The 21,630-nt window shown below is 56.2% G+C and carries 25 protein-coding genes and 1 tRNA gene; 7 read left to right on the forward strand and 19 right to left on the reverse strand.

Annotated features, from left to right (window positions below):
- Positions 1–54: 54 nt before the first annotated feature.
- Positions 55–1,851 carry a bifunctional diguanylate cyclase/phosphodiesterase gene (locus D7241_RS16615; protein ID WP_408102465.1) on the forward strand — a complete coding sequence of 599 codons (1,797 nt, stop codon included), beginning with the start codon at positions 55–57 and terminating at the stop codon, positions 1,849–1,851.
- On the opposite strand, the gene D7241_RS16620 is transcribed toward D7241_RS16615, so the two are convergent.
- The 18 genes from D7241_RS16620 to D7241_RS16705 all read right to left on the reverse strand — a co-directional run bounded on the left by D7241_RS16620 (position 1,818) and on the right by D7241_RS16705 (position 17,490).
- Positions 1,818–2,285 carry a sel1 repeat family protein gene (locus D7241_RS16620; RefSeq protein ID WP_408102466.1) on the reverse strand — a complete coding sequence of 156 codons (468 nt, stop codon included), beginning with the start codon at positions 2,283–2,285 and terminating at the stop codon, positions 1,818–1,820. The two genes, D7241_RS16615 and D7241_RS16620, sit on opposite strands and share 34 nt — an antisense overlap.
- The gene (locus D7241_RS16625; protein WP_255978642.1) at positions 2,285–2,680 is read right to left on the reverse strand and encodes a hypothetical protein; all 396 of its coding nucleotides are present in this window, start codon (positions 2,678–2,680) and stop codon (positions 2,285–2,287) included. Before D7241_RS16625 ends, D7241_RS16620 begins: the two co-directional genes overlap by 1 nt.
- On the reverse strand, positions 2,662–2,985 hold the full coding sequence (locus D7241_RS16630) for a multiprotein-bridging factor 1 family protein (protein WP_408102467.1): 324 nt from the start codon (positions 2,983–2,985) through the stop codon (positions 2,662–2,664). Before D7241_RS16630 ends, D7241_RS16625 begins: the two co-directional genes overlap by 19 nt.
- 120 nt (positions 2,986–3,105) lie before the next feature.
- The gene (locus tag D7241_RS16635) at positions 3,106–3,594 is read right to left on the reverse strand and encodes a YkvA family protein (RefSeq protein WP_408102468.1); all 489 of its coding nucleotides are present in this window, start codon (positions 3,592–3,594) and stop codon (positions 3,106–3,108) included.
- A 473-nt stretch (positions 3,595–4,067) separates the two neighbouring features.
- Positions 4,068–4,385, reverse strand: a complete 318-nt coding sequence (locus tag D7241_RS16640) for a ComEA family DNA-binding protein (protein WP_408102469.1) — start codon at positions 4,383–4,385, stop codon at positions 4,068–4,070.
- Positions 4,386–4,515: 130 nt separating this feature from the next.
- The gene (flgL, locus tag D7241_RS16645) at positions 4,516–5,781 is read right to left on the reverse strand and encodes a flagellar hook-associated protein FlgL (RefSeq protein ID WP_255978654.1); all 1,266 of its coding nucleotides are present in this window, start codon (positions 5,779–5,781) and stop codon (positions 4,516–4,518) included.
- 11 nt (positions 5,782–5,792) lie between these two features.
- Complete coding sequence (gene flgK, locus D7241_RS16650) at positions 5,793–7,781, reverse strand: flagellar hook-associated protein FlgK (RefSeq protein ID WP_408102470.1); 1,989 nt, start codon at positions 7,779–7,781, stop codon at positions 5,793–5,795.
- Between the two features lie 2 nt (positions 7,782–7,783).
- Positions 7,784–8,968 carry a flagellar assembly peptidoglycan hydrolase FlgJ gene (gene flgJ / locus D7241_RS16655; protein ID WP_408102471.1) on the reverse strand — a complete coding sequence of 395 codons (1,185 nt, stop codon included), beginning with the start codon at positions 8,966–8,968 and terminating at the stop codon, positions 7,784–7,786.
- A 10-nt stretch (positions 8,969–8,978) separates the two neighbouring features.
- A complete protein-coding gene (locus D7241_RS16660; RefSeq protein ID WP_408102472.1) occupies positions 8,979–10,082 on the reverse strand; it encodes a flagellar basal body P-ring protein FlgI in 1,104 nt (367 codons plus the stop codon).
- Between the two features lie 13 nt (positions 10,083–10,095).
- The gene (gene flgH, locus D7241_RS16665; RefSeq protein ID WP_408102473.1) at positions 10,096–10,791 is read right to left on the reverse strand and encodes a flagellar basal body L-ring protein FlgH; all 696 of its coding nucleotides are present in this window, start codon (positions 10,789–10,791) and stop codon (positions 10,096–10,098) included.
- A 30-nt stretch (positions 10,792–10,821) separates the two neighbouring features.
- A complete protein-coding gene (flgG, locus tag D7241_RS16670) occupies positions 10,822–11,607 on the reverse strand; it encodes a flagellar basal-body rod protein FlgG (protein WP_025241209.1) in 786 nt (261 codons plus the stop codon).
- 46 nt (positions 11,608–11,653) lie between these two features.
- Entirely contained in the window at positions 11,654–12,394 is a 741-nt protein-coding gene (flgF, locus tag D7241_RS16675; RefSeq protein ID WP_408102474.1) for a flagellar basal-body rod protein FlgF, read from the reverse strand.
- A gap of 195 nt (positions 12,395–12,589) precedes the next feature.
- Entirely contained in the window at positions 12,590–13,879 is a 1,290-nt protein-coding gene (flgE, locus tag D7241_RS16680) for a flagellar hook protein FlgE (RefSeq protein WP_408102475.1), read from the reverse strand.
- Positions 13,880–13,910: 31 nt separating this feature from the next.
- Positions 13,911–14,591 carry a flagellar hook assembly protein FlgD gene (gene flgD, locus D7241_RS16685; protein ID WP_255978675.1) on the reverse strand — a complete coding sequence of 227 codons (681 nt, stop codon included), beginning with the start codon at positions 14,589–14,591 and terminating at the stop codon, positions 13,911–13,913.
- A 19-nt stretch (positions 14,592–14,610) separates the two neighbouring features.
- Positions 14,611–15,054: a flagellar basal body rod protein FlgC gene (gene flgC / locus D7241_RS16690; RefSeq protein ID WP_222911445.1), complete on the reverse strand. Its 444-nt coding sequence runs from the start codon at positions 15,052–15,054 to the stop codon at positions 14,611–14,613.
- Positions 15,055–15,068: 14 nt separating this feature from the next.
- Positions 15,069–15,473: a flagellar basal body rod protein FlgB gene (flgB, locus tag D7241_RS16695; RefSeq protein ID WP_408102476.1), complete on the reverse strand. Its 405-nt coding sequence runs from the start codon at positions 15,471–15,473 to the stop codon at positions 15,069–15,071.
- 222 nt (positions 15,474–15,695) lie between these two features.
- On the reverse strand, positions 15,696–16,520 hold the full coding sequence (cheR, locus tag D7241_RS16700) for a protein-glutamate O-methyltransferase CheR (RefSeq protein ID WP_408102949.1): 825 nt from the start codon (positions 16,518–16,520) through the stop codon (positions 15,696–15,698).
- Positions 16,521–16,557: 37 nt separating this feature from the next.
- Positions 16,558–17,490 (reverse strand): chemotaxis protein CheV, encoded by a 933-nt coding sequence (locus D7241_RS16705; RefSeq protein ID WP_408102477.1) that lies wholly within the window; start codon positions 17,488–17,490, stop codon positions 16,558–16,560.
- A gap of 87 nt (positions 17,491–17,577) precedes the next feature.
- On the opposite strand from D7241_RS16705, the gene flgA reads away from it, so the two are divergent.
- The 4 genes from flgA to D7241_RS16725 all read left to right on the forward strand — a co-directional run bounded on the left by flgA (position 17,578) and on the right by D7241_RS16725 (position 20,117).
- Positions 17,578–18,330, forward strand: a complete 753-nt coding sequence (gene flgA / locus D7241_RS16710) for a flagellar basal body P-ring formation chaperone FlgA (RefSeq protein ID WP_408102478.1) — start codon at positions 17,578–17,580, stop codon at positions 18,328–18,330.
- A 105-nt stretch (positions 18,331–18,435) separates the two neighbouring features.
- Positions 18,436–18,771, forward strand: coding sequence for a flagellar biosynthesis anti-sigma factor FlgM (gene flgM, locus D7241_RS16715; protein ID WP_408102479.1), 336 nt, complete (start codon positions 18,436–18,438; stop codon positions 18,769–18,771).
- A 48-nt stretch (positions 18,772–18,819) separates the two neighbouring features.
- Positions 18,820–19,290, forward strand: a complete 471-nt coding sequence (locus tag D7241_RS16720) for a flagella synthesis protein FlgN (RefSeq protein WP_255978690.1) — start codon at positions 18,820–18,822, stop codon at positions 19,288–19,290.
- Positions 19,291–19,367: 77 nt separating this feature from the next.
- The gene (locus D7241_RS16725; protein WP_255978693.1) at positions 19,368–20,117 is read left to right on the forward strand and encodes a flagellar brake protein; all 750 of its coding nucleotides are present in this window, start codon (positions 19,368–19,370) and stop codon (positions 20,115–20,117) included.
- A gap of 190 nt (positions 20,118–20,307) precedes the next feature.
- Here D7241_RS16725 and D7241_RS16730 read toward each other — a convergent pair.
- Positions 20,308–20,384 (reverse strand) — tRNA-Arg (locus D7241_RS16730).
- 506 nt (positions 20,385–20,890) lie between these two features.
- Here D7241_RS16730 and D7241_RS16735 point away from each other — a divergent pair.
- Both D7241_RS16735 and D7241_RS16740 read left to right on the forward strand, forming a co-directional pair.
- A complete protein-coding gene (locus D7241_RS16735) occupies positions 20,891–21,073 on the forward strand; it encodes a PA3371 family protein (protein WP_408102480.1) in 183 nt (60 codons plus the stop codon).
- Positions 21,074–21,292: 219 nt separating this feature from the next.
- Complete coding sequence (locus tag D7241_RS16740) at positions 21,293–21,619, forward strand: Arc family DNA-binding protein (protein WP_408102481.1); 327 nt, start codon at positions 21,293–21,295, stop codon at positions 21,617–21,619.
- Positions 21,620–21,630 lie beyond the last annotated feature (11 nt).

Consider the following 21,630-nt stretch of genomic DNA (forward strand, 5'->3'; position numbering starts at 1 on the left):
AGGGCCGCCATTTGTGCGGCCTTTTGCATTTCAACAACCCCCGACGAGACCACCATGACCGTCACCGAGCAGTTGAGCACGCTGGATAACATCCTCGCTCACGGCGACATCACCACCCTCTTCCAGCCCATTGTTTCGCTCTCCGAGCGACGTATTCTCGGCTACGAGGCGTTGACACGCGGCCCCTCAAATACGCCGCTTCACTCGCCAATCAATCTGCTCGCTGCAGCTCGCCACGCGGGTCGGCTCAACGACCTGGAAATGACTTGCCGCGAAAATGCCTGCCGCCGCTACAGCCAGCAACAGCTGCAGGGAAAATTGTTCCTCAATGCGTCGCCGGAAACCTTGCTCGACGCCACCCATAAACCGGGCCGCACCCTGGAGCTTCTGCAGAAATATGGCATCCCTGCAGCCAAGGTAGTGATCGAGCTGACCGAGCAGACACCTACCGACGATTTCGGACTGCTTGACGCGGCCCTGCATCACTATCGCGACATGGGGTTCTCCATCGCGCTGGATGACCTGGGCGCCGGCTACTCCAGCCTGCGCATGTGGTCGGAGCTGCGCCCGGATTACGTCAAAATCGATCGCTACTTCATCGACGGTATTCACCGGGACGCCGTCAAACGCGAATTCGTCGAGTCGATCATGAAGATTGCGAGAGCGTCGCGAGCACAGGTAATTGCCGAAGGTATCGAGCTGAGCGAAGAGCTCAGGATCTTGTCGGACATGGGCATCGATCTGGTGCAGGGTTATCTGCTGGGTCGACCCGTAGAAGAACCAGGCACCGATGTAGCCGTTCTCCTTCCGAACACCGACAACAACGGCGGGGGGCTCGACGAGGACAGTCCAGACCTGTCCGCGCTGGTACTGAAACAATCTTCGGTTGCCGCCTCGCACCCGATAGCCGATGTGCTGGAGCTGTTCCGTCTGCAGGCGAATCTGAACTCCGTCGCGGTGGTCGACGCGATGAACACTCCAGTAGGCATCGTCCATCGAAGCCTGCTGTCCGACGCCCTGCTCAAGCCCTTCGCAACCGACCTGCTGGCGCGCAAACCCATCAGCAGACTGATGAGCGATGACTTTCTCGCGGTAGAACTAGGCCAATCCCTGCAACAAGTCAGTCGGCTGCTGACCAGCCGAGCCCGGCAGCGCATCGACGAAGACTTCGTGATCACCTGCAACGGTTGTTATCACGGATTGGGGCGAGTAATCGACGTGCTCAAGCTGATCACTGAAATGAAGATCCAACAGGCGCGCCACGCCAATCCGCTAACTCTGCTACCCGGAAACGTGCCGATTCAGCAGTGCCTGATGCGCCTGTTACGACAAGGCCATGAAGCAGTGATCTGCTACGTGGACATTGATCACTTCAAGCCTTTCAACGATCTCTACGGTTACGCCAAGGGTGATGAAATCCTGTTGTGTCTTGCTCATTGCCTCGATGAGCAGGTCGATTCGAGCTGTGACTTCGTCGGCCACATTGGTGGCGATGACTTCATGCTGGTAATGAATTCAAAGGACTGGCCAGTAAGAATCCGCGGGCTGTTCGAAGCGTTCGAGCGGCGTTGCCGGCCGTTCTACCGCAACGAACATCTCGCACAAGGTTGCTTCATTGCCGAGGGACGGCAAGGCGGCCAGCAGCGCTATCCTTTGCTTTCACTTTCGGTTGGTGCCGTGCATCTCAGACCAAATCCCGTTGCCGAACTCGACGCCGCATGCCTCGCCGCGCTGGCCTCCGAAGCCAAGCGCCAGGCCAAACAGAAGCCCGGCTTTAGTCTTCACACTATCGATGCGGAGCAGCGCCAGCCTGGCGATCAAAGTCCGAGTTTCGCAGCGCTGGCCTTGTAGCGTTCCGCCTGTTGTTTATCAGCCGTAAGCCCGTGACCGCCAACTGCGTACAGCTGAGCCAGACGGGTCGCGGCCAAAGGATGTCCAGCCTTGACGGCAAGTGACCACCAATGCGCCGCTTGAACGCCATCCGGGCCATGTGTAGCGTCCTCACTGAGACTGACGACGCCCATTTGATAAGCCGCTTTGGCGTCACCACCCTCGGCAGCCAGGCGAAGCAAGCGGATGCCTTCTTTCCTGGCCCCGTATCCCTGCCCGCGAAAAAGCAGGATGTGGCCATAAAAACTTTGTGCTTTCGTATTTCCGATCGCTGCCATGCGAGAAAACTGGCCTTCCATCCAGCGCCACAGCGTTGGCTGCTGCACAGCCCAGCGCGCGCCCATCAGTTTGCGTGCGATCACGTAACCGGCTCGGGCCCGAATTTTCTGCAGCATCACGGCACCTCCGGGTAATCGAACTCAAATACCCGTGCGACTTCTCCGGCATGCCAAGAGGCAGCAGCCGGCCCATCCGAAGAACCTGAAAATCGCCCGAGGCGAGCGGCGCATTCAAAAAAGCCTGTCCGAGGTAGCCTGCTGGCGCCTTGACTGATCACCAGCGCGCTGCGCAACGGGCGATCAGCGCGCGCATCAAGCGCCGCCAAGTGTTCTAGCGCAGCCGTCAATGTCTGCATGGCGGGCACCGGAAGCTCAAGTCGCTCGACCAGAGCACGATAGGTAACCAGATGACGTTGCCGCCGCGCGCCAGCCAGCTCATCCAGCAAGGCCTGCCAATGCGGTCGACTTATGCGAATCGACGCCGCAGCGTCTCTCAGGCTTCCTGCTCCCATCCCGTAATCTCCATCGCGCGGGCCAGTGCGCGGCGTATGGCCTCATCGGGGTCACGATCACCGCTTTCGATAAGTGCCAGGTAGGCAGGGCTGATGCCGACGGAACGAGCCAAATCCCCCTGGCTTATCCCCTTGGCCTCCCGCATGGCGGATAGTTCACTGAAACGTGGCAGAGCGACTGGAGCCCCAGTGTCGGCCAACGCCGCAGCAGGTCTGCCAACGGCCTTCAGAAGAGCCTGATATTCATCCCAAGGCAGTACGGCATACTCCGGCATACCGTCACGCATGATGACCTGAAGGTTCATTTCCTACTTCGCTCACTGCTCAATCCAAAAACGGATATTAACAGCCTGTGCGTGTATTTTTAGCCAAAGAGACCGCACTAAAGAGTGAAAGGGACGTGCGCATTTAAGTGCACTAAAGGATTAATTCTCGTCGTATCGCTTCACGTTCGGCCGCTGCTCGCGCCTGCTGACTTCCTTAGCCATGGGCTCGTCCGACGTTGGCAGGCGATCAATCTCTGCCTGTACCTCAGCCGATTGGCTATCTCGCCAAATGCGGAACGCCTGCAACTCATCAGACCACTTACGCATCACCCATCCAAGGACAGCCAAGTCATCAATGAATCCAAGCCCTGGAAGCCAGTCTGGTATCGCATCCAAGGGCGAAAGGAAGTACAGCAGTCCGGCGACTGCAGCTACCAAGGCCGGCCTGCTAATCGCTCGGTACTCGCCTTTCCACCAGGCTACGCATAGCGCCTGGAGTAAACCTAAGTCTTCCTTGAGTCCTTTGACGAACCCACCACGAGACGAACTCTTATGTGCTACAGCAATGAGCACCGCCGGTAGTCGTCCATGGGCGAGAACACGCTGTGCGACCGGCAGATATTTCATAAATTTCCAAGGTGCTTTCATCTGCTACCTCTCTCAAAGGCCCGCCATATTTGGGCCTAGCGGCTTATCCACAAAAGCTGTGGATAACCTTGTGAACAGATTCTGGATGATTGCCTCAAACGCCCGCCTGATGCGGGTTTCAATCAGATCGATGGGTTTTTGCTCACCCCAGTAAAATCTTTAAAAAACAATAGCTTAAGAATTCATCGGCTAACAAACTTAGCGATAGTGAAAGTTTGCAACGAGCCGACCTCAGAATGTGCATAACCGTAACATGTCAATATTTTTCTAAGGCGATTTTGGCGTCAAAGAGCCCGCACAGAACCCTCTTAGCGTTCTAACAGGGACAACGCCAGAACTGGCTATGTTCGCAGCTACGTAATGTTTCAGGCTTTCGCGGCGGTTGAGTAGCCAAGAATTATCAGCCTTGGGATTAATGCTTAAATAAAAAAACCGGTCGAAAGACCGGTTTTTTTTGTCGCTGGCTCGCCTGATCAGTTGATGCTCAGCTTGGCTCGGTTCTTTTCCAGAGTCGCCGCGCCGATGCCTTTGACTTCCAGCAGTTCATCGACCGAACTGAATGGGCCATGTGCTTCGCGGTATTCAACGATGGCTTTGGCCTTGGTCGCACCGATGCCTTTGAGTTCACGGGTCAGGGTGTCGGTGTCGGCCGCGTTGAGGTTAACTGCCGCAGCTTCGGCTACCGCAACCTTTACCGGTTCGACGGCAGGCTGTGCTTTATCAGCGTAGCTGCCGACGGAAATGCTGGTGAGCAGTACGAAGACCGCTGCGGAGAGAAAAGACTTGGTCATTGGTTCACGTCCCTTTGAGTGTCGGAATTATCCGGCGCGGTACTCCATGCGCCGCATCGACACTTTAAGCCGCAACACTGGCAAGTCAAATTGGGGCGTCGGTTCTGTGACCCACGCCCCGCTAGACGACCTATCGCATAGCGTTGAACAGGCTTAGACCGGCAATCTTCACGTAGCTCTGCTGCGCTGCTTCGAGCACGACAGTCTGCATCGACAACCGTGACAATGCCTCGGCGTAGTCCACTTCGCGCAGCTCGGCCTGGACGCCTTTGTTGACCAGCGTGACATCCTCGTTATCCGTTTGCGTGGTCTCGATCGTATTCAGCCGCGCCCCGATATTGCCGCGCGCCGCGTCGACACTGACCATGCCGTGGTCGAGGTTGGTGAGGGAAACGGCGACAGCGTCGCGCACCCCGCCATCATCTGTATCCGGCTCCTCCAGTGCTTTTCTCAGCCCTGCGATAGTGTTGAGCAATCCCTGCTTGTTCGAATCTGGTGTGAGCGTGACGTCAATGACCTCACCACCTACGGCGGCCCCATCGAGTTGCAAGGCGACACCTCGAAACACTAGCTTATCGGTCCGATCCGAGTCACCGTCCAGCTTTCCGGACCCAAGAATCAATGGATCAGACAGATCAGACGGATCGGCTGGTGGGGCATCCAAATCGTAAATCACATACTCCGTCTCAGAGGTGAACCGAATGCCAATACCTGCAGCCGGGAATGACGGGTTACCTGCAAAAGCCACCTCGTCCTGTATCAGTGGTGCAGAGACATCAAGCGATGAACCAGGTGTAAGCGTGTTATCGAAACCAGCCTGCAAACGACCTGCGTTGGTTACGCTTTCGAAGATCGATTTGCCATTATCGCTAATGGGAATGTTCAACGAGCTGGCAATCTGCAATGTTCGCTGGCCTTCATCGCCAGCGTAGCTGTAGCTTCCATCCGCGCTCCGCACGAAAGGCTGCGTCTTGCCTTGAAAACCAGAGAAAAGATATTCGCCGCGAGCATTGCGAGTATTCATCAAAGAGAAAAGCTCGTCCTCACGCTCACCCAATTCGGCAGCAATGGCCTTGCGATCTTGTGGATCGAGCGAACCGTTACCGGCCTGCACGGCCAACTCGCGCACACGCTGAAGCACGGTATTGACTGAGTTTAGCGTCACCTCCTCCTGGGTCAGACTGTTCTTAGCAGCCGTCAGGTTGGCGTCATACTGGCTCAGCACACTCTGTTGCTGCTCCAACTGCAGCAGGCGTACCGAAGCAACCGGGTCATCTGCTGGCGTGAGAATGCGGTTCCCGGTGCTGATCTGTTCTTGGGTACGCGTTGCGTTGGCATAGTTTCGCTGTATGCCGTTAACGCCATTGTTGAATGCTTGCAAGGTCGAGATGCGCATGGGCGGGCCTGTTACCTGAAGGTGCTGATCAGTGTATCGAACAAGGTGCGGGCAACTTGAATGATCTGGGCGGACGCGTTGTAGTACTGCTCGAACTTGATCAAATTCGCCGCCTCTTCGTCTAGATTGACCGCAGACAACGAGTCCCGATTATCGGTGGCTTGCTTAAGGATTGCGCCCGTCGCTTCGCTGTCCATTCTTGCCTGGGCGGTCAGCGTCCCCACGCGCTCTACCAGCTCGCCGTATCCATCGGTAAAACTCTTTCCAGAACCGGGTACGTTCGCGTCGGCGCCGATTGTTTGGCGGGTCTGCAGGTCAACCATCTTCAGAGCGTTGCGGTTATCCGAAACGCCATGCTGATTAAAACCGATGGTGAACGTGTCACCCTCCTGAGGGCGGCCACTGACTGTGAAAGTGAAGCTATGGCCATCTATGGTGATGGCTAGCTCGTTGGTTTGCCCTGGGGTAAATACGGCAGGGCTTACCTGGGTTACACCAGCACCACTAATGGTTGGGGGAGTGCCATTGTTATAGGTCAAGGTAATGTCAGCCGGAAGCGCTGCCTTCAACGCTGCCATATCAACTGACTCAGAAGTTTCCGGCTGGCTGATAACGCCAGTGCCAGCGTTCTGCAGATCGCTTTGTGCTCGTACAGGCGCGGCGAATGCAAGCTGATCAGCCTGGTCCAGCACCGATGTGATATCGGTCGCGCCGCGCCTTGTGGGTTGCAATGAGAACTTGTCACCCGCTTGCGGCGTGCCGCTGATTGCAACGGTAAAGCCCTGATCGTTGCCAGCGCTGTCGGCAAAGCTCAGATAAGCTGGCGGTCCGGCGTTGGGCGTAACCGCAATACTGGCGGAATCACTCAAGCGTCTCGCAGAGTAATTGGTGCCGTCGAACTCCAGACGATAATCGCTGATGGTAAGGCTGCCGGTGTCGGTAATTTGGAGAGATGCATCGGCTGCTGAGGTATTTCCACTGAATGGTGTCGCGCGCAGGTCCATCAACGAAGCGGCATTAAAATCACCAAACAACGCTGCACCTACCTCCCCCTTCAGATCCAGACCCTGAGTTTGCTGAGCGTTGATCTGATCGCTTACCGCAAGCGCTAGCCTGCCGAGCGAGTTCATCGTCGAGTCCAGGACCTCTTCGCGGTAGCGAATCAGACCGCCCAGCTCACCTCCGGTGATCTGCGAGGTGATGCCCTGACGCGAACCGCCACTGACGAACTGTATCTCGTGACGATTAGGGTCGCTCTGCCCAGGCACCACTTCCAAGCGACTGACACTATTGCCAACTACCAGCGGTTGCCCGGTTCCGACCGAGATGTTGAAACTGTTATCGTCTTGCGGCGTTACGGTGACACCGATATAGGTGGAAAGCTGACGCACCGCTTCATCCCGAGCGTCCAGCAAATCATTGGGTTGCTTGCCATTAGCGGAAGCGGTCGCGATAGCCTGGTTGAGGCTACCTATAGTTCCCGCCAGACGGTTGACTTGATCAGTCACCGCCGCCATCTGCTTGTTGGTGAAGTTATTCTGTTCTGTCAGGCGATCCGAAACAGTATTGAATCGACGCGCCAGCCCTTCAGCCTCCGCCAAGACGAGCTGGCGTGCCGGGATATTGGCGGGGTCTTCCGCCGCCGTTTGCAGGGCTGAGAAGAACTTTTGCAGTGATGGGGTAATACCGGTCGTACTGCCGGCGAGCAGGGAATCCAATTGGTCGATCTGGCTTTTATAGGATTCGACGTCGCTGCTCAGCGACGTACTGCTGCGCAGCTGGCTGGTCAGGAACTCGCTGTAGGTACGGCGGATTTCCACCAGCGTCGTGCCCGAGCCTATATAACCGGCGCCGCTGAATTGCGGTGTGCGGGTTGCCTGGGACGCATCCTGACGGCTATAGCCAGGGGTGTTGACGTTGCTGATGTTGTGGCCGGTGATGGATAGTTGAGTCTTGCTCGCGCTCAGGCCCGACAGGCCGATATTCAGTAGGTCAGCCATGATTAGCCTCTAGTCCGCATGGCGGGAGCCGAACTGGCGTCGGCGATTGTCTGATAGGTCTGCACTTTGCGGGCGATCTGATTGATCTTGTTCGCATACTGCGGGTCGGTTGCGTAACCAGCCCGTTGCAATTCGTTGACGAAGCGCTTTGAGTCGCCGGACGTGCTCGCGACCTGAATCGCCGACTGGTATCGGTCGTTATTTTCGAGCAAACGGACGTAATCGTTGAAGCTCTGCTCGAACGAGTCGTACGCGCGGAAGCCCGCCATCTGCTTGGTTGCCTTGCCGTTGATGTATTCGGTGGTTTTCACCTGGGCGGATTCTCCATCCCAGCCGTTGGCCTTGATGCCGAACAGGTTGTGGCTGTTGCTGCCGTCCTTCTGGCGAATCATCGATTTGCCCCAACCGGTTTCCAACGCAGCTTGTGCCACGAGAAAGCGCGGTTCGACGCCAAGCCGTTTTGCGGCCTTTTCAGCCATGGGCAGCATGGTGGCGATGAATTCTTCCGGCGAGTTGAAACGCGTCTTGCTCGGTGCGCTCGGCACCGTCGCTTCGACGCCGTTGACGATTAGCGGTGCATCCTGGGGCGCAGCGAAGGCCGTTGCAGGTTTCCAGTCGAGATTTACCAGCGGCTGTGGCTTACCCGCCTGTTCGGCGTCGGAGCTATTTGTTGCGGCTTCGGCAGGTGGACGCTCCGCGAGCCTGCCAGGCAGCGCAAGCCGCCGCTGATTGAGCAACTGCGAGTCATTTCGCGCTGGGTCTACCGGCGCCACGGCGGCGTTAGGATTACTCGACCATTTTGCGCCTTCGGTCCGCGCTACCTGAGCAAACGGATTCGGCTTTTCGCTGGGCTCCTGCAGCTTGCTCAGCTGACGAACCAGAACGTCGGCCAGACCAATGCCGCCGCCTTCTTTAGATAGGGTGACCGAGAGTTGCTGATCGTGCATGTCCTGGTACTGCTTGCTGGCCTGACTGTTAAACGGATTGTCCTTGGACATCACCTCAGTGGCCGAGCGCATCGACTTGAGCATCTCGTTCATGAACAGGGACTCGAACTCCTGCGCGACCTTGCGCACATTCTCCGCGCCGTCACGGTCCTTGCCCACCTTGAGCTGATTCAGGCGATTCAGGTCGGAATAGCTACCGCTGTCAGGCGTGCGCCGGCCAAGTCCCAGTCGATTTTCCATCTGGTCGTCCTCAGATCACAATCAGATCGGCTTGCAACGCGCCGGCTTGCTTGAGCGCCTCGAGAATGGCCATCAGGTCGCTGGGCGCTGCGCCCACCTGATTCACTGCCCGAACGATCTCATCAAGCGTGGTACCAGGACCGAACTTGAACATCGGCTTGGCTTCCTGCTCCGCTTTCACTGTGGAATTGGGAACGACCACCGTCTGCCCGTCCGACAGCGGGTTTGGCTGGCTGACCTGCGGGTCTTCGGAAATGGTCACGGTCAAACTGCCATGGGTCACTGCCGCAGGCTGCACACGCACGTTTTGTCCGATGACAATGGTGCCGGTACGCGAATTGATGATCACCTTGGCGACCGCTTGACCGACGTCGACTTCCAGGTTTTCCAGGATCGACAGATAGTCAACGCGCTGGCTCGGATCCAGTGGCGCGCTGACGCTCACCGAACCGCCGTCAAGCGCCTGTGCGACTCCTGGGCCAAGCAGCTCGTTGATATGGTCAACGATATTCTTGGCGGTGGTGAAGTCTGGACGGTTGAGGTTCAGCGTCAGCGTGTTGCCCTGATTGAAAGCGCTCGGCACCGGCCGCTCGACCGTCGCGCCGTTCGGTATACGGCCCGCGGACGGAATGTTCACGGTAATGCGCGAACCGTCCGCGCCGCCGGCGTCAAAGCCTCCGACCACCAAATTACCCTGGGCGATCGCATAGACGTTCCCGTCGATCCCCTTCAGTGGCGCCATCAACAGACTGCCGCCGCGCAAGCTCTTGGCGTTACCGATCGACGAAACGGTGATGTCGATGGTCTGGCCAGGCTTGGCGAAGGGCGGCAGATCAGCATGAATGGACACAGCCGCGACGTTCTTCAGCTGGACGTTGCCACCCGCCGGCATCTTGATGCCAAACTGCGCCATCATGTTGTTGAAGGTCTGCACCGTGAACGGCGTTTGCGTAGTCTGGTCGCCGCTGCCGTTGAGGCCGACCACCAGGCCGTAGCCAATCAACTGGTTGCTACGAACGCCCTGAATGGTGGCGATATCCTTGAGCCGCTCGGCTTGGGCCGGGACGGCGACCAGACACAGCAAGGCAACTACGATCGAGCTGAACAGTTTCATTGCCTGCACCTGCTTAGAACGGCCACAACGGGCTAATGAAGAAACGATCCAGCCAACCGGGCTGGCTGGCATCGGCGAAAGCGCCGGTACCCGAATAAGTGATGCGGGCATCAGCGATGCGCGTCGACGGCACCGTGTTGTCGGTGGCGATGTCGTCCGAACGCACCAGGCCTGCAATGCGCACCAACTCGTCGCCAGTGTTGAGCGTCATCCACTTCTCGCCGCGAATAGCGAGAATCCCATTCGGCAGCACATCCGACACGGTGACGGTAATCGAGCCGGATAGGCTGTTGCTCTGTCCTGCCTGGCCGGAGCCAGAAGTATCACGGGCCGCCTCGTATTCAGCACCAAGGCTCATGCTGTTGCCTGTGAGCGGGTTGGCCATCGAAACGGCGCCACCGAACAGCGACCCAAGTCCGATATTGGCGCTGCTGTCTTTGGAGAGCTGCGAGCTGGCGTTCTTGCTTGCCTGAGTCCTTTCATTGAGCGTGATCGTGATGATGTCGCCGACTCGATAGGCCTTTCGATCATCGTAGAGATTGGTCTCGAAACCCGCTTGATAGATTGCGCCATTATTCTGCGCGGCCGGTAGCGGCGTGCGCGGCAGCACCGGCGCGTAGTAGGGGTCATTCGCCTTCGGCGCAGGCGCCATGCATCCCGAAAGGATCACAGCGGACATCAACGGAAGGACAGTCAACAAGCGGCGCATATTCACCTCAATCCAGCGGCTGATCAGCTATTACAGCTGCTGGGTAACAAAGGACAGCATCTGGTCGGCCGTAGAGATGACCTTGGAGTTCATCTCGTAGGCGCGCTGCGTGGTGATCATATTCACCAGCTCCTCGACGACGCTGACGTTGGAGTTTTCCAGGGTGTTCTGCAGCACCGTGCCAAGTCCGTTGAGGCCGGGAGTACTGACCTGCGGCGCACCGCTGGCCGCGGTTTCCAGGAACAGGTTGCTGCCCATGGCCTGCAAGCCGGCCGGGTTGACGAAGTCGGCGGTCTGCAGGTTGCCGATGATCTGAGGCGCCGGATTACCGAGCGTGGTTACGGAAACGGTTCCGTCCTCACCTACGGTGAACGTCTGGGTTTCCGGCGGTACGACAATCGCGGGCTCCAACGCGTATCCATTAGAGGTCACGATCTGGCCATCGGCGTTCAGATGAAAGCTACCGTCACGTGAGTAGGAAACGGTGCCATCAGGCAGCAAGACCTGAAAGAAGCCACGGCCATTGATTGCCATATCGAGCGGTTGCTCGGTGGTCTGCAAGCTGCCGGCGGTGAACTGCTTTTGCGTACCGACGATGCGCACACCCGTACCCAGCTGAAGACCGGAGGGAAGCTCGCTGTCCTGGGTCGACTGGCCGCCCGGCTGCCGGCGAATCTGATAAAGCAGATCCTGAAATTCGGCACGATCTTTCTTGAAACCCGTGGTTGAAACGTTGGCCAGGTTGTTGGAAATGGTGGTCAGGTTCATGTCCTGGGCGGACAAACCGGTCTTACTCACCCAAAGTGCTGGAAGCATGTTCTTCTCCTCGTGCGCCGATATTCGGGCGCAGCGCGTTGTTTACTTAGCTGATCTGCAAGACTCGAGCCGCAGCGGCACTATCTTCTTCGGCGGTACGCATCATCTTCACGTGAAGCTCGAACTGTCGGGACAGCGCCAGCATCGAAGTCATCTCCGCCACCGCGTTGACGTTGCTCGCCTCGAGAAAGCCAGAGACCACGCGAACTGCGGCGTCCGCCTCGACGGGCTGGCCATCTTTCATGCGAATAAGGCCATCGGTGCCCTTCTCCAGCTGCTTCGGGTCCGGGTTGACCAACTTGAGTCGATCAACCGTCACCACCACATTCGGATCTTCGCCTAGCGCGCGGATGCTGATGGAGCCATCAGCGCCAATCTCAACTTTTTCTTCCGGCGGCACGGCAATCGGCCCGGCATTGCCGAGCACCGGCAAACCATCGCCGGTCCGCAGCATGCCCAGGGTGTCGATGTTGAGACTGCCGGTTCGGGCATAGGCTTCGCTGCCATCAGGCGCCTGCACCGCTATCCAGCCATCGCCTTCCACGGCCACGTCCAAATCCCGCCCGGTTTCCTGCAGCGCACCGGCACTGAAATCCGTGCCTGGACGCTCAGTCATGGCATATACGCGTGCCGGAAAACTGTCGCCGAAAACCTGCATCGACCGCGCTTGCTCAAAGTCACGACGGAAGCCGGTGGTCGAGATATTCGCCAGGTTGTTGGCATGGGCCTGCTGCGCGCGAGCGTTCTGGCTCGCACCCGTCATTGCCACATAGAGCATCTTGTCCATCGAACCTCCGAGACGCAGGAATTGACGCTTGCTGTTCTATGGAGGTTTAGGAAGCAATGCACATGCCAACGCCCAGATAATCGGCTAACTATTTGATTTATATTGGAATATTCATAAAAAAAAAGGCCCCGAAGGGCCTTCAAAAAGCGAAGCGGCAGAATCCCGCCATGCGACGATTGCCGTCGCGAATAATGATCAGCGTAGGTTGATGATCGTCTGAGTGATCGCGCTTTCGGTTTCGATGGTTTTAGCGTTCGCCTGGTAGTTGCGCTGAGCAACAATCAGATTGACCAACTGGTCCGATAGCTCAACGTTGGAGTCTTCCAACGCTCCGGCTTGCAATGCACCGAGCGTGCCGCTACCCGGCGGGTTGCGAACCGGCTCACCCGATTCGAAGGACTGTACCCACTGGGTCTTACCTACCGGAGTCAAACCTTGAACATTGGCAAAATTGGCCAAAATAATCTGCCCTTGAACCTTGGATTGACCGTTGGTGTAGCGGGCAAAAATTTCACCGGTTTCGCTAATTTCCAGTCCTGCCAGCTCGCCAGTGGTATAGCCATCCTGGCTGACTTGGTTGACGGCGAATGAGCTGGCGTACTGCGTTGACCCACGCATATCCAGAGTCATGTTCAACCCCCCCGCTGGCGCCGCGTTGTTCAACGACCAGGTACCATCGCTGTTTTCCACCGCGGGTTGCCATCCCGCTATCGCCATGCTGCCGCTGGCCGGCGTGATCAAGCTGCCAGACGGACTGAATTCAAGGGTAATCGAGCTCGGTGTGGTCCCGCTTACCGGGTCCGTAGGCGTCTGCGGGTTACGCCCGTCGATTAACACATTCATCTGCCAAGTATTAGCCGTCGGGCTTTTAACAAAATACTGAGTCATGACATGCGCGTTACCCTGCTCGTCATAGATATTGGTTGAAGTCGACGAGTTGTAGCTCAACGGATCCGCAGGATCAAAGGGCGTATTGGCAGGTAGGTTATTCGTCGAGTTGAGATTGAAGCCCTGCGTGATTTGCGTTGTCGCCTTTGGCTCCTGACTGGCGGTCTGAATCTTCAGATCACTCACCTGGCCGGTTTGAATATTGCCGTTGCCATCAACCGAATATCCTTGAAGGTTATAACCGAAGTTATCGACCAGATTACCTTCCTTATCCGTGCCGAAATAACCTGCACGGGTATAACTCAGCGCGCCGTTATTGCTGACCTGGAAGAAGCCGTTGCCATTGATAGCCAAATCCAACGCGTTCTGAGTGTAGTTGATATTGCCCTGGTTGAACTGCTGAGACACGTTGGCCAACAGAACGCCGCTTCCCTGCGGATTCTTGCCAGTCCCGAGCACGGAAGAGGCATATACATCGGCAAACTCCGCACGTGACTGCTTGAAGCCAACAGTCCCGGCGTTGGCGATGTTGTTACCTGTCACATTGAGATCTTTGCTGGCGGCACGCATGCCGCTGAGGCCGATATTGAACGACATGATTTGCTCCTGTTACCGGATGTGCCGGCAGTTACTGACCGATGACCTGAACTTGCGACAGCCCAATGCTGCCAACACCGGCCAGGTTGAGCATCAGCTCCCCGCCGTTTTGCCCGAGGGTAACGCTGTCTACGTTGGCAGGGAGCAAGGTATATAGGCCCTTGGTCTCGCCTTGGTAAGTGGCTTGTGCTTCGAATCGATAGGTCCCCGGCGGCAATGTATTGCCGCTCGAGTCCTTGCCATCCCACATGAACGAAACGTTGCCGGCTTCCTGCTGACCCATGTTGATCCGGTTAACGACCGTACCGGCACTGTCATACACGTTGACGGATACGTTGCTGCTGGTAGTTGGCAATACCAAGCTGGCCTTGAAGGTTTCGCTAGTGTCGACGACAGCCTTTTCGGTGGGCACAATGACTTTGCGACCAACCAATGAAGACGCCTGCAAGGCCTGCGAAGACTGATAACCCGACAGCATGGTTTCCATGCTGGAGTTCAGCTTCTCGACACCTTCCACTGTGCTGAACTGCGCCAACTGTGCGATGAACTCGCCGTTTTCCTGAGGCTCCAGCGGGTTCTGGTTGTTTAACTGAGTCACCAGCAGCTCGAGAAACTCGTTCTTGCCGAGATCGTTGCTTTTAACTTCGCGATCTTTGATTTGGTATTGGTCGAGTACCGAACCGGTACCGCTGACGCCGCCTGTTGTGCTCATGGCAATCTCTCGTAAAGGGTTACTGGCCCAGGGTCAGCACTTTCTGCAGCATGGTCTTGGCTGTGTTCATAAGCTCGGCATTGGTCTGGAAAGAACGGCTAGCCGAAATCATGTCGGCCATTTCTTCCACTACGTTGACGTTCGGGTAGTAGACATAGCCCTCTTCGTTCGCGGCCGGATGGTTGGGCTCATAACGAGCCTGCAGCTCACTCTGATCCTCGACCACGCCGAGCACCTGAACTCCGGCACCGGCCTGATTCTGCTCGGCGAAGAGAGACTGGTCCGGCTGCCCGTTTGCCTGCTGCAACATGGTGGCGAAAACCGGATGCCGAGCACGATAGGTCTGATCAACGCTAGACGAAACGGTCTCGGCGTTGGCGATGTTGCTGGAAATGGTGTTTAGGCGAGTGCTCTGGGCACTCATGCCGCTGCCGGCAATGTTGAATACGCTGCTAAGGGACATGGGCTTCGCTCCTTTTATTCGCCGCGCAGGGCGCTCATCAGCCCCCTGAACTTACTGTTGAGCAAGGTAAAGCTTGCCTGGAAGTCAATGGCATTCTCGGCATAGGCCGCCTGTTCAACTTGAGCATCGACGGTGTTCTGATCCAACGAGGCATGTGCTGGCGTACGGAAGCGCAGGCCCGGATCGGCAATTTCCATCCCCTCGGCGGCGATGTGCTTGCTACTCGTGACGCTAAGACCGAATCCGCCCTGGCTCTTGCTGTTCTGCGCAGCGAGAACGGCGCTGAATTCTAGATCGCGCGCCTTGTAGTTAGGCGTGTCGGCGTTGGTGATGTTGTTGGCGAGCACTTCGGCACGCTGAGCGCGGAAGCCGAGCGCCTTTTCGTGAATGCCAAGTGCCTTGTCGAAACTGATGCTCATGATCTGGCCCTCTGCCGGATACAAGTCTGCCTTAGCAAACCAGCAGCAAAGGCCGTGCCATTTAGTTAAGTTACTGAAAATAAGGGAATTTATGAGGAAAGAATCAATTTCGCGTCAAAAGCGGCAAAGCTTTTCCATGTTTTTGCCGCCCGATTCGCCGGTTCCGACAGATTTCTGCCGCCGCCTCACTGTAAACAGCAGATCACGAAATTGAGCGAAGGCTTATTTGGCCTTGTAAATGATACCCGGACTGCACTGAACCATCTGATATAGCTCAGGCAAGCCGTTGAGCGCCTCGGAGGCACCCAGGAATAGATAACCGCCAGGCTTGAGCGTGGCATGGATGCGTTTGAGAATGTCTTTTTTCACATCTGCGGAAAAATAGATAAGCACATTCCGGCAGAAGACCACATCGAATTTACCCAACACGGCATAGCTGTCGAGAAGATTCTGCACGCGGAACTCCACCCGACTCCGTATCGGCGGCTTGACTGCCCAGCGACCCGGCGTCTTGACGTCGAAATAGCGCTGTAAGCGCTCACTCGACAATCCCCGCGCAATCGCAAGGCTGTCGTATTCGGCCGCCTTGCTGGCCGCAAGCATGGCACCGGAAAGCTCAGTCGCTACGATTTGAACCGCAGGTTTTGGTTGATTAGAGTTGCTGCGCTCGTATTCGTCGATCGTCATTGATAGCGAATACGGTTCCTGCCCTGACGAACAGGCGGCCGACCATATACGCAAGCGTTGACCCGCCGCACTTCTCAATAGCTCCGGCAAGACACGGCTCTTGAGCACTTCGAACGGATAGCTATCGCGGAACCAGAGCGTTTCGTTAGTCGTCATCGCATCGACGACCTGCTCGCGCAGACCGCTGCGTGGCTGAGCTTGAATTTTCCTGACCAGATCTCCCAGACTCTTGAGCCCTTGTTGCTCCATCAGTTTGTTAAGCCGGCTGGCCACAAGGTACTGCTTGTTACCACCCAGAAGGATGCCGCAAGTTTTCTCTAGGAATATTCGGAACTGATCGAAATCCGGATCACCTGACACTAATAATGCCCCACCAGTCAATTGAGAGGACAACGCCTCAGTTTCCGTCCGCAGCTCGGATCCGTTCTATTACTCGATTAGCCAGATCGTCTGGACGGAACTTGGCGAGAAAATCATCCGCTCCGACGCGCTTGACCATGCTCTGGTTGAACACACCAGAAAGCGAGGTATGCAGCAGAATATGCATATCACGCATAACCGGATCCTGACGAACCTCGGTCGTAAGCGTATAGCCATCCATCTCCGGCATCTCGATGTCGGAAATCATCATCACGAATTCCTCGGACGGCTTCTTGCCGTCAGCAATGAGTCCCTTCAGATAGTTCAGCGCCTGGCGACCATCGTTCTGTGCGACTGTTTCGATGCCTAGATTCTGTAGACAACGGATTATCTGCTTTCGCGCAACGGAAGAATCATCAACGACCAGGACGCGACTGAACGACGCCTTGGTGTGCGTTTCCTCGTCCGCGATGCTGACAGACAATAGCTCCGAAACAGGAGCCACCTCGGCTAGCACTTTTTCCACATCGATGATTTCGACCATCTGATCATCGACGTGCGTCACAGCCGTCAAATAATGATCACTCCCAACGCCTTTAGGAGGCGGAAGGATATCCTCCCAGTTCATGTTGACGATCCGCTCTACGGAGCGCACCAGAAAACCGAGCACCTTGGTGTTGTATTCGACAATAACGGCAAAGCTGTTATTGAGATCCAGCAGCGCAGGTTTTCCAGTCGCCAGAGAGAGATCAAGGATGGAAAGCGTGCTGCCTCGTATATTCGCAACTCCGCGAACAACCGGACTCGACCGGGGCATGATAGTCAGCCGGGGGCACTGCAGCACCTCCTTGACTTTGAATACATTGATGCCATAGAGCTGCTTGCCATCCAAACGGAACAACAACAACTCCAGGCGGTTTTGCCCGACCAGTTGGGTACGCTGGTTAACCGAATCCAATACACCGGCCATGCCAGTTTTCCTCTTGCTTGCGAGATAGGCATTCAGACGTTGTGGCAACGGGGGACATAACGGCACGCCCCTTGCTTCTTGTCTGCCATGAGCGAACAGATGACTTTTTTCCGGCGACCTTGTAAAGCCCTTTGCCGCGCAATCCTTTTACCGGCTTTATGTGGGCTGAGCCAGTATGCTGATTCGGCAACCGTTACACGGCCCGAACAGCTTATCGACGCGACCCGTGGGTTTCTTGAGCGCGAAGTGAGCGACTACTTGCAGCGTAGCCAAATCCAGGCTCGCCACCAGATCGAAGTCAACAGACTCGATCCGCGCTTGCGTCTGGCGGCATGCGATCAGCCTTTGACGACTGAACTCGAAAGCCCGGCACAGCCGGTCGGACGCACCACTGTGCGGGTCAGCTGCCGGGGCTCCTCGCCCTGGTCCGTTTTCGTCCCCGGACAGGTCCATTTGTTCCGTGAGGTGATAGTCGCAAGACGGCCACTAAAACGTGAAAGCATTCTTGAGCAAGCCGACGTCATGCTTGCCGAACGGGACGTTAGCCTACTGACCCAGGGCTACCTGACGGCATTCGATCAGGTACTGGGCAACAAACTCACCCGTAGCGCCCTTCCCGATCAAGTGCTTCCACCAAGCTATGTTTCACTTGCGGAGGTGGTGCACAAAGGCGACCAGGTGGTAATCAGCGCGCAAAACTCGACGATAGATGTGAGAATGCCGGGCGAAGCTTTATCCGACGGTGCACTTGGAAGCCAGATCCGGGTCAAAAACCAACGATCCGGGAGAGTGATCAAAGCGCGAGTAACCGGCCCCGGCCAGGTACAAGTGGCGATGTAGGGCGACGCATGCTATGCCGCATCCGCTCACAAAAAAAAAGGCTAAAGTTTCTAGCAGCTTTGCCGAAAAGCAGGCAAGCGTCCTGACTTATTCGAGGTTTCGATCATGGTTATCGATTTCAACCGGCCAAATAGCGCCGCCAATCCACCGAGCAGCGGACGCAACAGTAGCGTCCAGAACGCTGAGCGATCGACAGTCCAGCAGAACCCAACGACTGAAGCGACCAAAAGCACGGCCGACAGCGCACCGGTAACCGGCGAGAGTGTTCAACTGAGCCCTGAAGCGCAGCGTCTGCAACAAGCAACGGAAAAGCTGAATCAGCAGCCCTCCGTCGATCAGGAGCGTGTAGCTCAAATCAAGCAAGCCATCGCCGATGGAAGCTACCAGATAGATAATCAGCGAGTAGCGTCGAAGCTGCTAGCGTTCGAAAGCCAGCGTTGAAGCCTTGGCGATAAGTGGTAACCAAGCGTCAACGCGTCAGAGGCCACTATGCAAGATACCGAATTGCTTCAGCAGCTCATTGAGGATATCGACACTGCCAGAAAACTTCTGGAGCTCACCAATGCGGAGTATCAGGCACTCGCCGAGCGCGATCTCTCGGGCCTGGAACAATTACTCACGCAAAAGCAGGCGCTACTAGCACTGCTGGGGCAACACGGCACCCTCCGCAGCCAGGCGCTTACAAAGGCACAGCTCAGCGCTGATCGGAGCGGCTTGATAGCATTTGTCAAAGAATCCAAGGCAGCTCAGGAAATCATGGTCCAGGCAGAACAGCTCGATGCCATCCTTGAAGCCTGCAGAAGCTCCAATGAGCGCAACGGCAAACTTATCCGCGCGAACCAGAGCGCAGTTGGCAGCATGCTGCAGCTATTGCAGGGCAGTAACCAGACGCCAGACTTGTACGATCGCCGAGGCGCTGCCGCAAAAAGCGCGCATCATCGCCCACTTAGCCAGGCTTAAAGCACAAACACGCAGCCAATAGAGGCAAAATGCTACTATGCGGCTAGTGTTCGTTATGTGCCGGAGAGCAACGCAAAGTGTCTAACCCTTTTATAGAGGAAGAAGGCCCCCAGCCTCCGCAAACCCTCAAAACTGCGGTTGAGGTTCATGCCAACCTGCGGCTTCTTCTGGATAATCACATCCCGTTACTGGTCCGCTTCGCCGAACGCAGCCAGCGCTATCAGACTTATCTGGTGGAGGTAAATCGGGAGAAGGGCTGGATCGCATTCGACGAGCTGATACCGAGCGACGGTGAACGGTTGCTACTTTCCGGCGAATCGTTCCATGCCGAAGGCTTCTATGAGGGCGTGCGTATCGCTTGGGAAAACAACCATCCGATACACCTCGGTGAGCTGGACGATGCGCGTTGCTACTGGGCTCCGCTACCTGGCGAAATCCTCTATCACCAACGTCGTAACGCCTATCGCGCCCCGCTACTAGGACAGCCTATCAGCGCAGCGCTAAGTGGCAAGGCAATCAAAAAGCCATTGGAAGGCAAACTGCTGGATATGTCGGCAACCGGTTGCAAGCTGAGCTTTCAGGGAGATGTACAAAGCGGCCTGCAGACTGGGCGTGTCTATGAACAGCTTTCCGCCAAGCTGCCCTTCGGCACCATCACAACAGCAGCAGAGCTTCGGCACCTCGTCTTCGACGAGAAGCTCGACGTAACCTTCTGTGGCATGCGCTTCTACCGTATTAGCGGCCTGACGCAACGCCAGATTGAACGATTCGTCTATCAACTCCAACGCGAAGCACGTCGCGACCAGGCGGCTGATCGCTTCAGTTGACACCCCAGATAGTCGACGTGTCGTGCAGATCTTTCAGAACTAGCTGGCCACTAGTTCCAACCTATCATCTCCAGCATCCAATAAGCAGAGCTTCGCGCTGGACAACCCCAGGGCAATTTCCGCCATGGTCATGCCTATCATGCGAACACGCATCGATGAAGCGATTCGTATAAAAATGGATATGAAAACTTGGCGTCCCAGGCGAGGTTCGAACTCACAACCTTCCCCTTAGGAGGGGGATGCTCTATCCAATTGAGCTACTGGGACGTATTAGGCGGGGCAGCATGTTAGCGAGCCTGCATGCATTTGTCATGCACGCGGCCGGCATAAAGCCTGCCGTGCAGCCGGACAGGACCGTCTCACTGCATCGCCGCAGTCGAAGCGCGAAATTGCAAAATGCACGAAAAACCTAGCCAAAACATGCAAAGCGCATTATCAGTCTAAGCCTCCCTATCACCAAGCCACTGTAAATTAAAGGATTTTACCGGCTGAAAAGCTGGCATGTGGAATGCTTAAGTCAAGCCGACCATTAGCGAAGGCATTGATGCTACGCCCACCTTGCTTGTGCATATTTGGCTTTTGTCGCGGTAGCTCAATAGGGAAGACACGACCCTTGGCATGGATCGTTCACAGCTCAACCAGACCGAGCAAATTCGCTCTTGCGTATCCAACGGTCGCCGGCTCAGAACAACTATTGGCGTATGAATGGCGATCACGTCGCTGGGTTTTAAAGACAATTTTTTGCCGTCGAAGGTTTATCAGGAGATAAGGAAATGTCGATTTATGCTTTCGTGTTCTTTTTGCTTAGCATCGCTTGTGGGGTGTTGAGTGTCGGCGTCGATCTTTCTGGTGCCTGGGAGATCGCCGCTAAAAGTGGTGCGGTGCTTTTCGGAACGCTATTTGCCGCATCCCTGCTGGTCGGTCGGCGCTTCAAATTCGATCCCGTGATGCGCTAGTAAAGCCAATTGAAGTGAAAAGATCAGAGGTAAGTCACAAGTAAAGGCAATTTGACACCACAGTGCCTTTACTCGCTTTTTTGTCGCCGTATAATTGGCGTCATTAAGCCGCCTAGTATCTTTTTTACAGGTCGTGGAACAGCGAGCGCTGTTTGGTTGTCAGACCGGTGACTAGAACGGCAATAAGCCACCATCGTCCACCTGACTAACCGGTTTAATATGCGCCCTATGAAGCAGGCAGTTTATTCCAGCCGCACGGCTGACAAATTCGTGGTTCGGCTACCAGACGGAATGCGTGAGCGTATCGCTGAGGTTGCACGTAACCATCATCGCAGCATGAATTCAGAAATTATCGCCCGTTTGGAGCAAAGCCTTCTGCAAGAAGGTGCGCTCGATGATGATTTGAACATGCGCCTGGATAGCCCGGAACTGACGCTTCACGAGCGCGAGCTGCTTCAACGTTTCCGTCAGCTTGCCCATCGCCAGCAGAACGCTCTTATCGCTCTGATTGCGCAAGACACCGAAGCCGCAAAAGAAGACGATTAACCATTCAGGGG

This window comes from Stutzerimonas sp. VN223-3, from assembly GCF_045999685.1.
In the GTDB taxonomy this organism is placed as follows: Bacteria; Pseudomonadota; Gammaproteobacteria; order Pseudomonadales; family Pseudomonadaceae; genus Stutzerimonas; species Stutzerimonas stutzeri_AR.

Excerpts from the sequence above, each read along its gene's own strand:
- D7241_RS16740 (WP_408102481.1), top strand. The coding sequence starts at position 21,293 with ATGCGCCCTATGAAGCAGGCAGTTTATTCCAGCCGCACGGCTGACAAA.
- D7241_RS16620 (WP_408102466.1), bottom strand. The coding sequence starts at position 2,285 with ATGCTGCAGAAAATTCGGGCCCGAGCCGGTTACGTGATCGCACGCAAA.
- D7241_RS16630 (WP_408102467.1), bottom strand. The coding sequence starts at position 2,985 with ATGAACCTTCAGGTCATCATGCGTGACGGTATGCCGGAGTATGCCGTA.
- flgL (WP_255978654.1), bottom strand. The coding sequence starts at position 5,781 with ATGCGCATCTCGACCTTGCAAGCATTCAACAATGGCGTTAACGGCATA.
- flgF (WP_408102474.1), bottom strand. The coding sequence starts at position 12,394 with ATGGACAAGATGCTCTATGTGGCAATGACGGGTGCGAGCCAGAACGCT.
- flgA (WP_408102478.1), top strand. The coding sequence starts at position 17,578 with ATGAGCGAACAGATGACTTTTTTCCGGCGACCTTGTAAAGCCCTTTGC.
- flgC (WP_222911445.1), bottom strand. The coding sequence starts at position 15,054 with ATGTCCCTTAGCAGCGTATTCAACATTGCCGGCAGCGGCATGAGTGCC.
- flgK (WP_408102470.1), bottom strand. The coding sequence starts at position 7,781 with ATGGCTGACCTACTGAATATCGGCCTGTCGGGCCTGAGCGCGAGCAAG.
- D7241_RS16640 (WP_408102469.1), bottom strand. The coding sequence starts at position 4,385 with ATGACCAAGTCTTTTCTCTCCGCAGCGGTCTTCGTACTGCTCACCAGC.
- flgH (WP_408102473.1), bottom strand. The coding sequence starts at position 10,791 with ATGCGCCGCTTGTTGACTGTCCTTCCGTTGATGTCCGCTGTGATCCTT.
- flgD (WP_255978675.1), bottom strand. The coding sequence starts at position 14,591 with ATGAGCACAACAGGCGGCGTCAGCGGTACCGGTTCGGTACTCGACCAA.
- D7241_RS16615 (WP_408102465.1), top strand. The coding sequence starts at position 55 with ATGACCGTCACCGAGCAGTTGAGCACGCTGGATAACATCCTCGCTCAC.
- D7241_RS16735 (WP_408102480.1), top strand. The coding sequence starts at position 20,891 with ATGTCGATTTATGCTTTCGTGTTCTTTTTGCTTAGCATCGCTTGTGGG.
- D7241_RS16720 (WP_255978690.1), top strand. The coding sequence starts at position 18,820 with ATGCAAGATACCGAATTGCTTCAGCAGCTCATTGAGGATATCGACACT.
- D7241_RS16660 (WP_408102472.1), bottom strand. The coding sequence starts at position 10,082 with ATGAAACTGTTCAGCTCGATCGTAGTTGCCTTGCTGTGTCTGGTCGCC.
- flgG (WP_025241209.1), bottom strand. The coding sequence starts at position 11,607 with ATGCTTCCAGCACTTTGGGTGAGTAAGACCGGTTTGTCCGCCCAGGAC.
- flgE (WP_408102475.1), bottom strand. The coding sequence starts at position 13,879 with ATGTCGTTCAATATCGGCCTCAGCGGCATGCGTGCCGCCAGCAAAGAT.
- D7241_RS16705 (WP_408102477.1), bottom strand. The coding sequence starts at position 17,490 with ATGGCCGGTGTATTGGATTCGGTTAACCAGCGTACCCAACTGGTCGGG.
- D7241_RS16625 (WP_255978642.1), bottom strand. The coding sequence starts at position 2,680 with ATGGGAGCAGGAAGCCTGAGAGACGCTGCGGCGTCGATTCGCATAAGT.
- D7241_RS16635 (WP_408102468.1), bottom strand. The coding sequence starts at position 3,594 with ATGAAAGCACCTTGGAAATTTATGAAATATCTGCCGGTCGCACAGCGT.
- flgJ (WP_408102471.1), bottom strand. The coding sequence starts at position 8,968 with ATGGAAAATCGACTGGGACTTGGCCGGCGCACGCCTGACAGCGGTAGC.
- flgB (WP_408102476.1), bottom strand. The coding sequence starts at position 15,473 with ATGAGCATCAGTTTCGACAAGGCACTTGGCATTCACGAAAAGGCGCTC.
- flgM (WP_408102479.1), top strand. The coding sequence starts at position 18,436 with ATGGTTATCGATTTCAACCGGCCAAATAGCGCCGCCAATCCACCGAGC.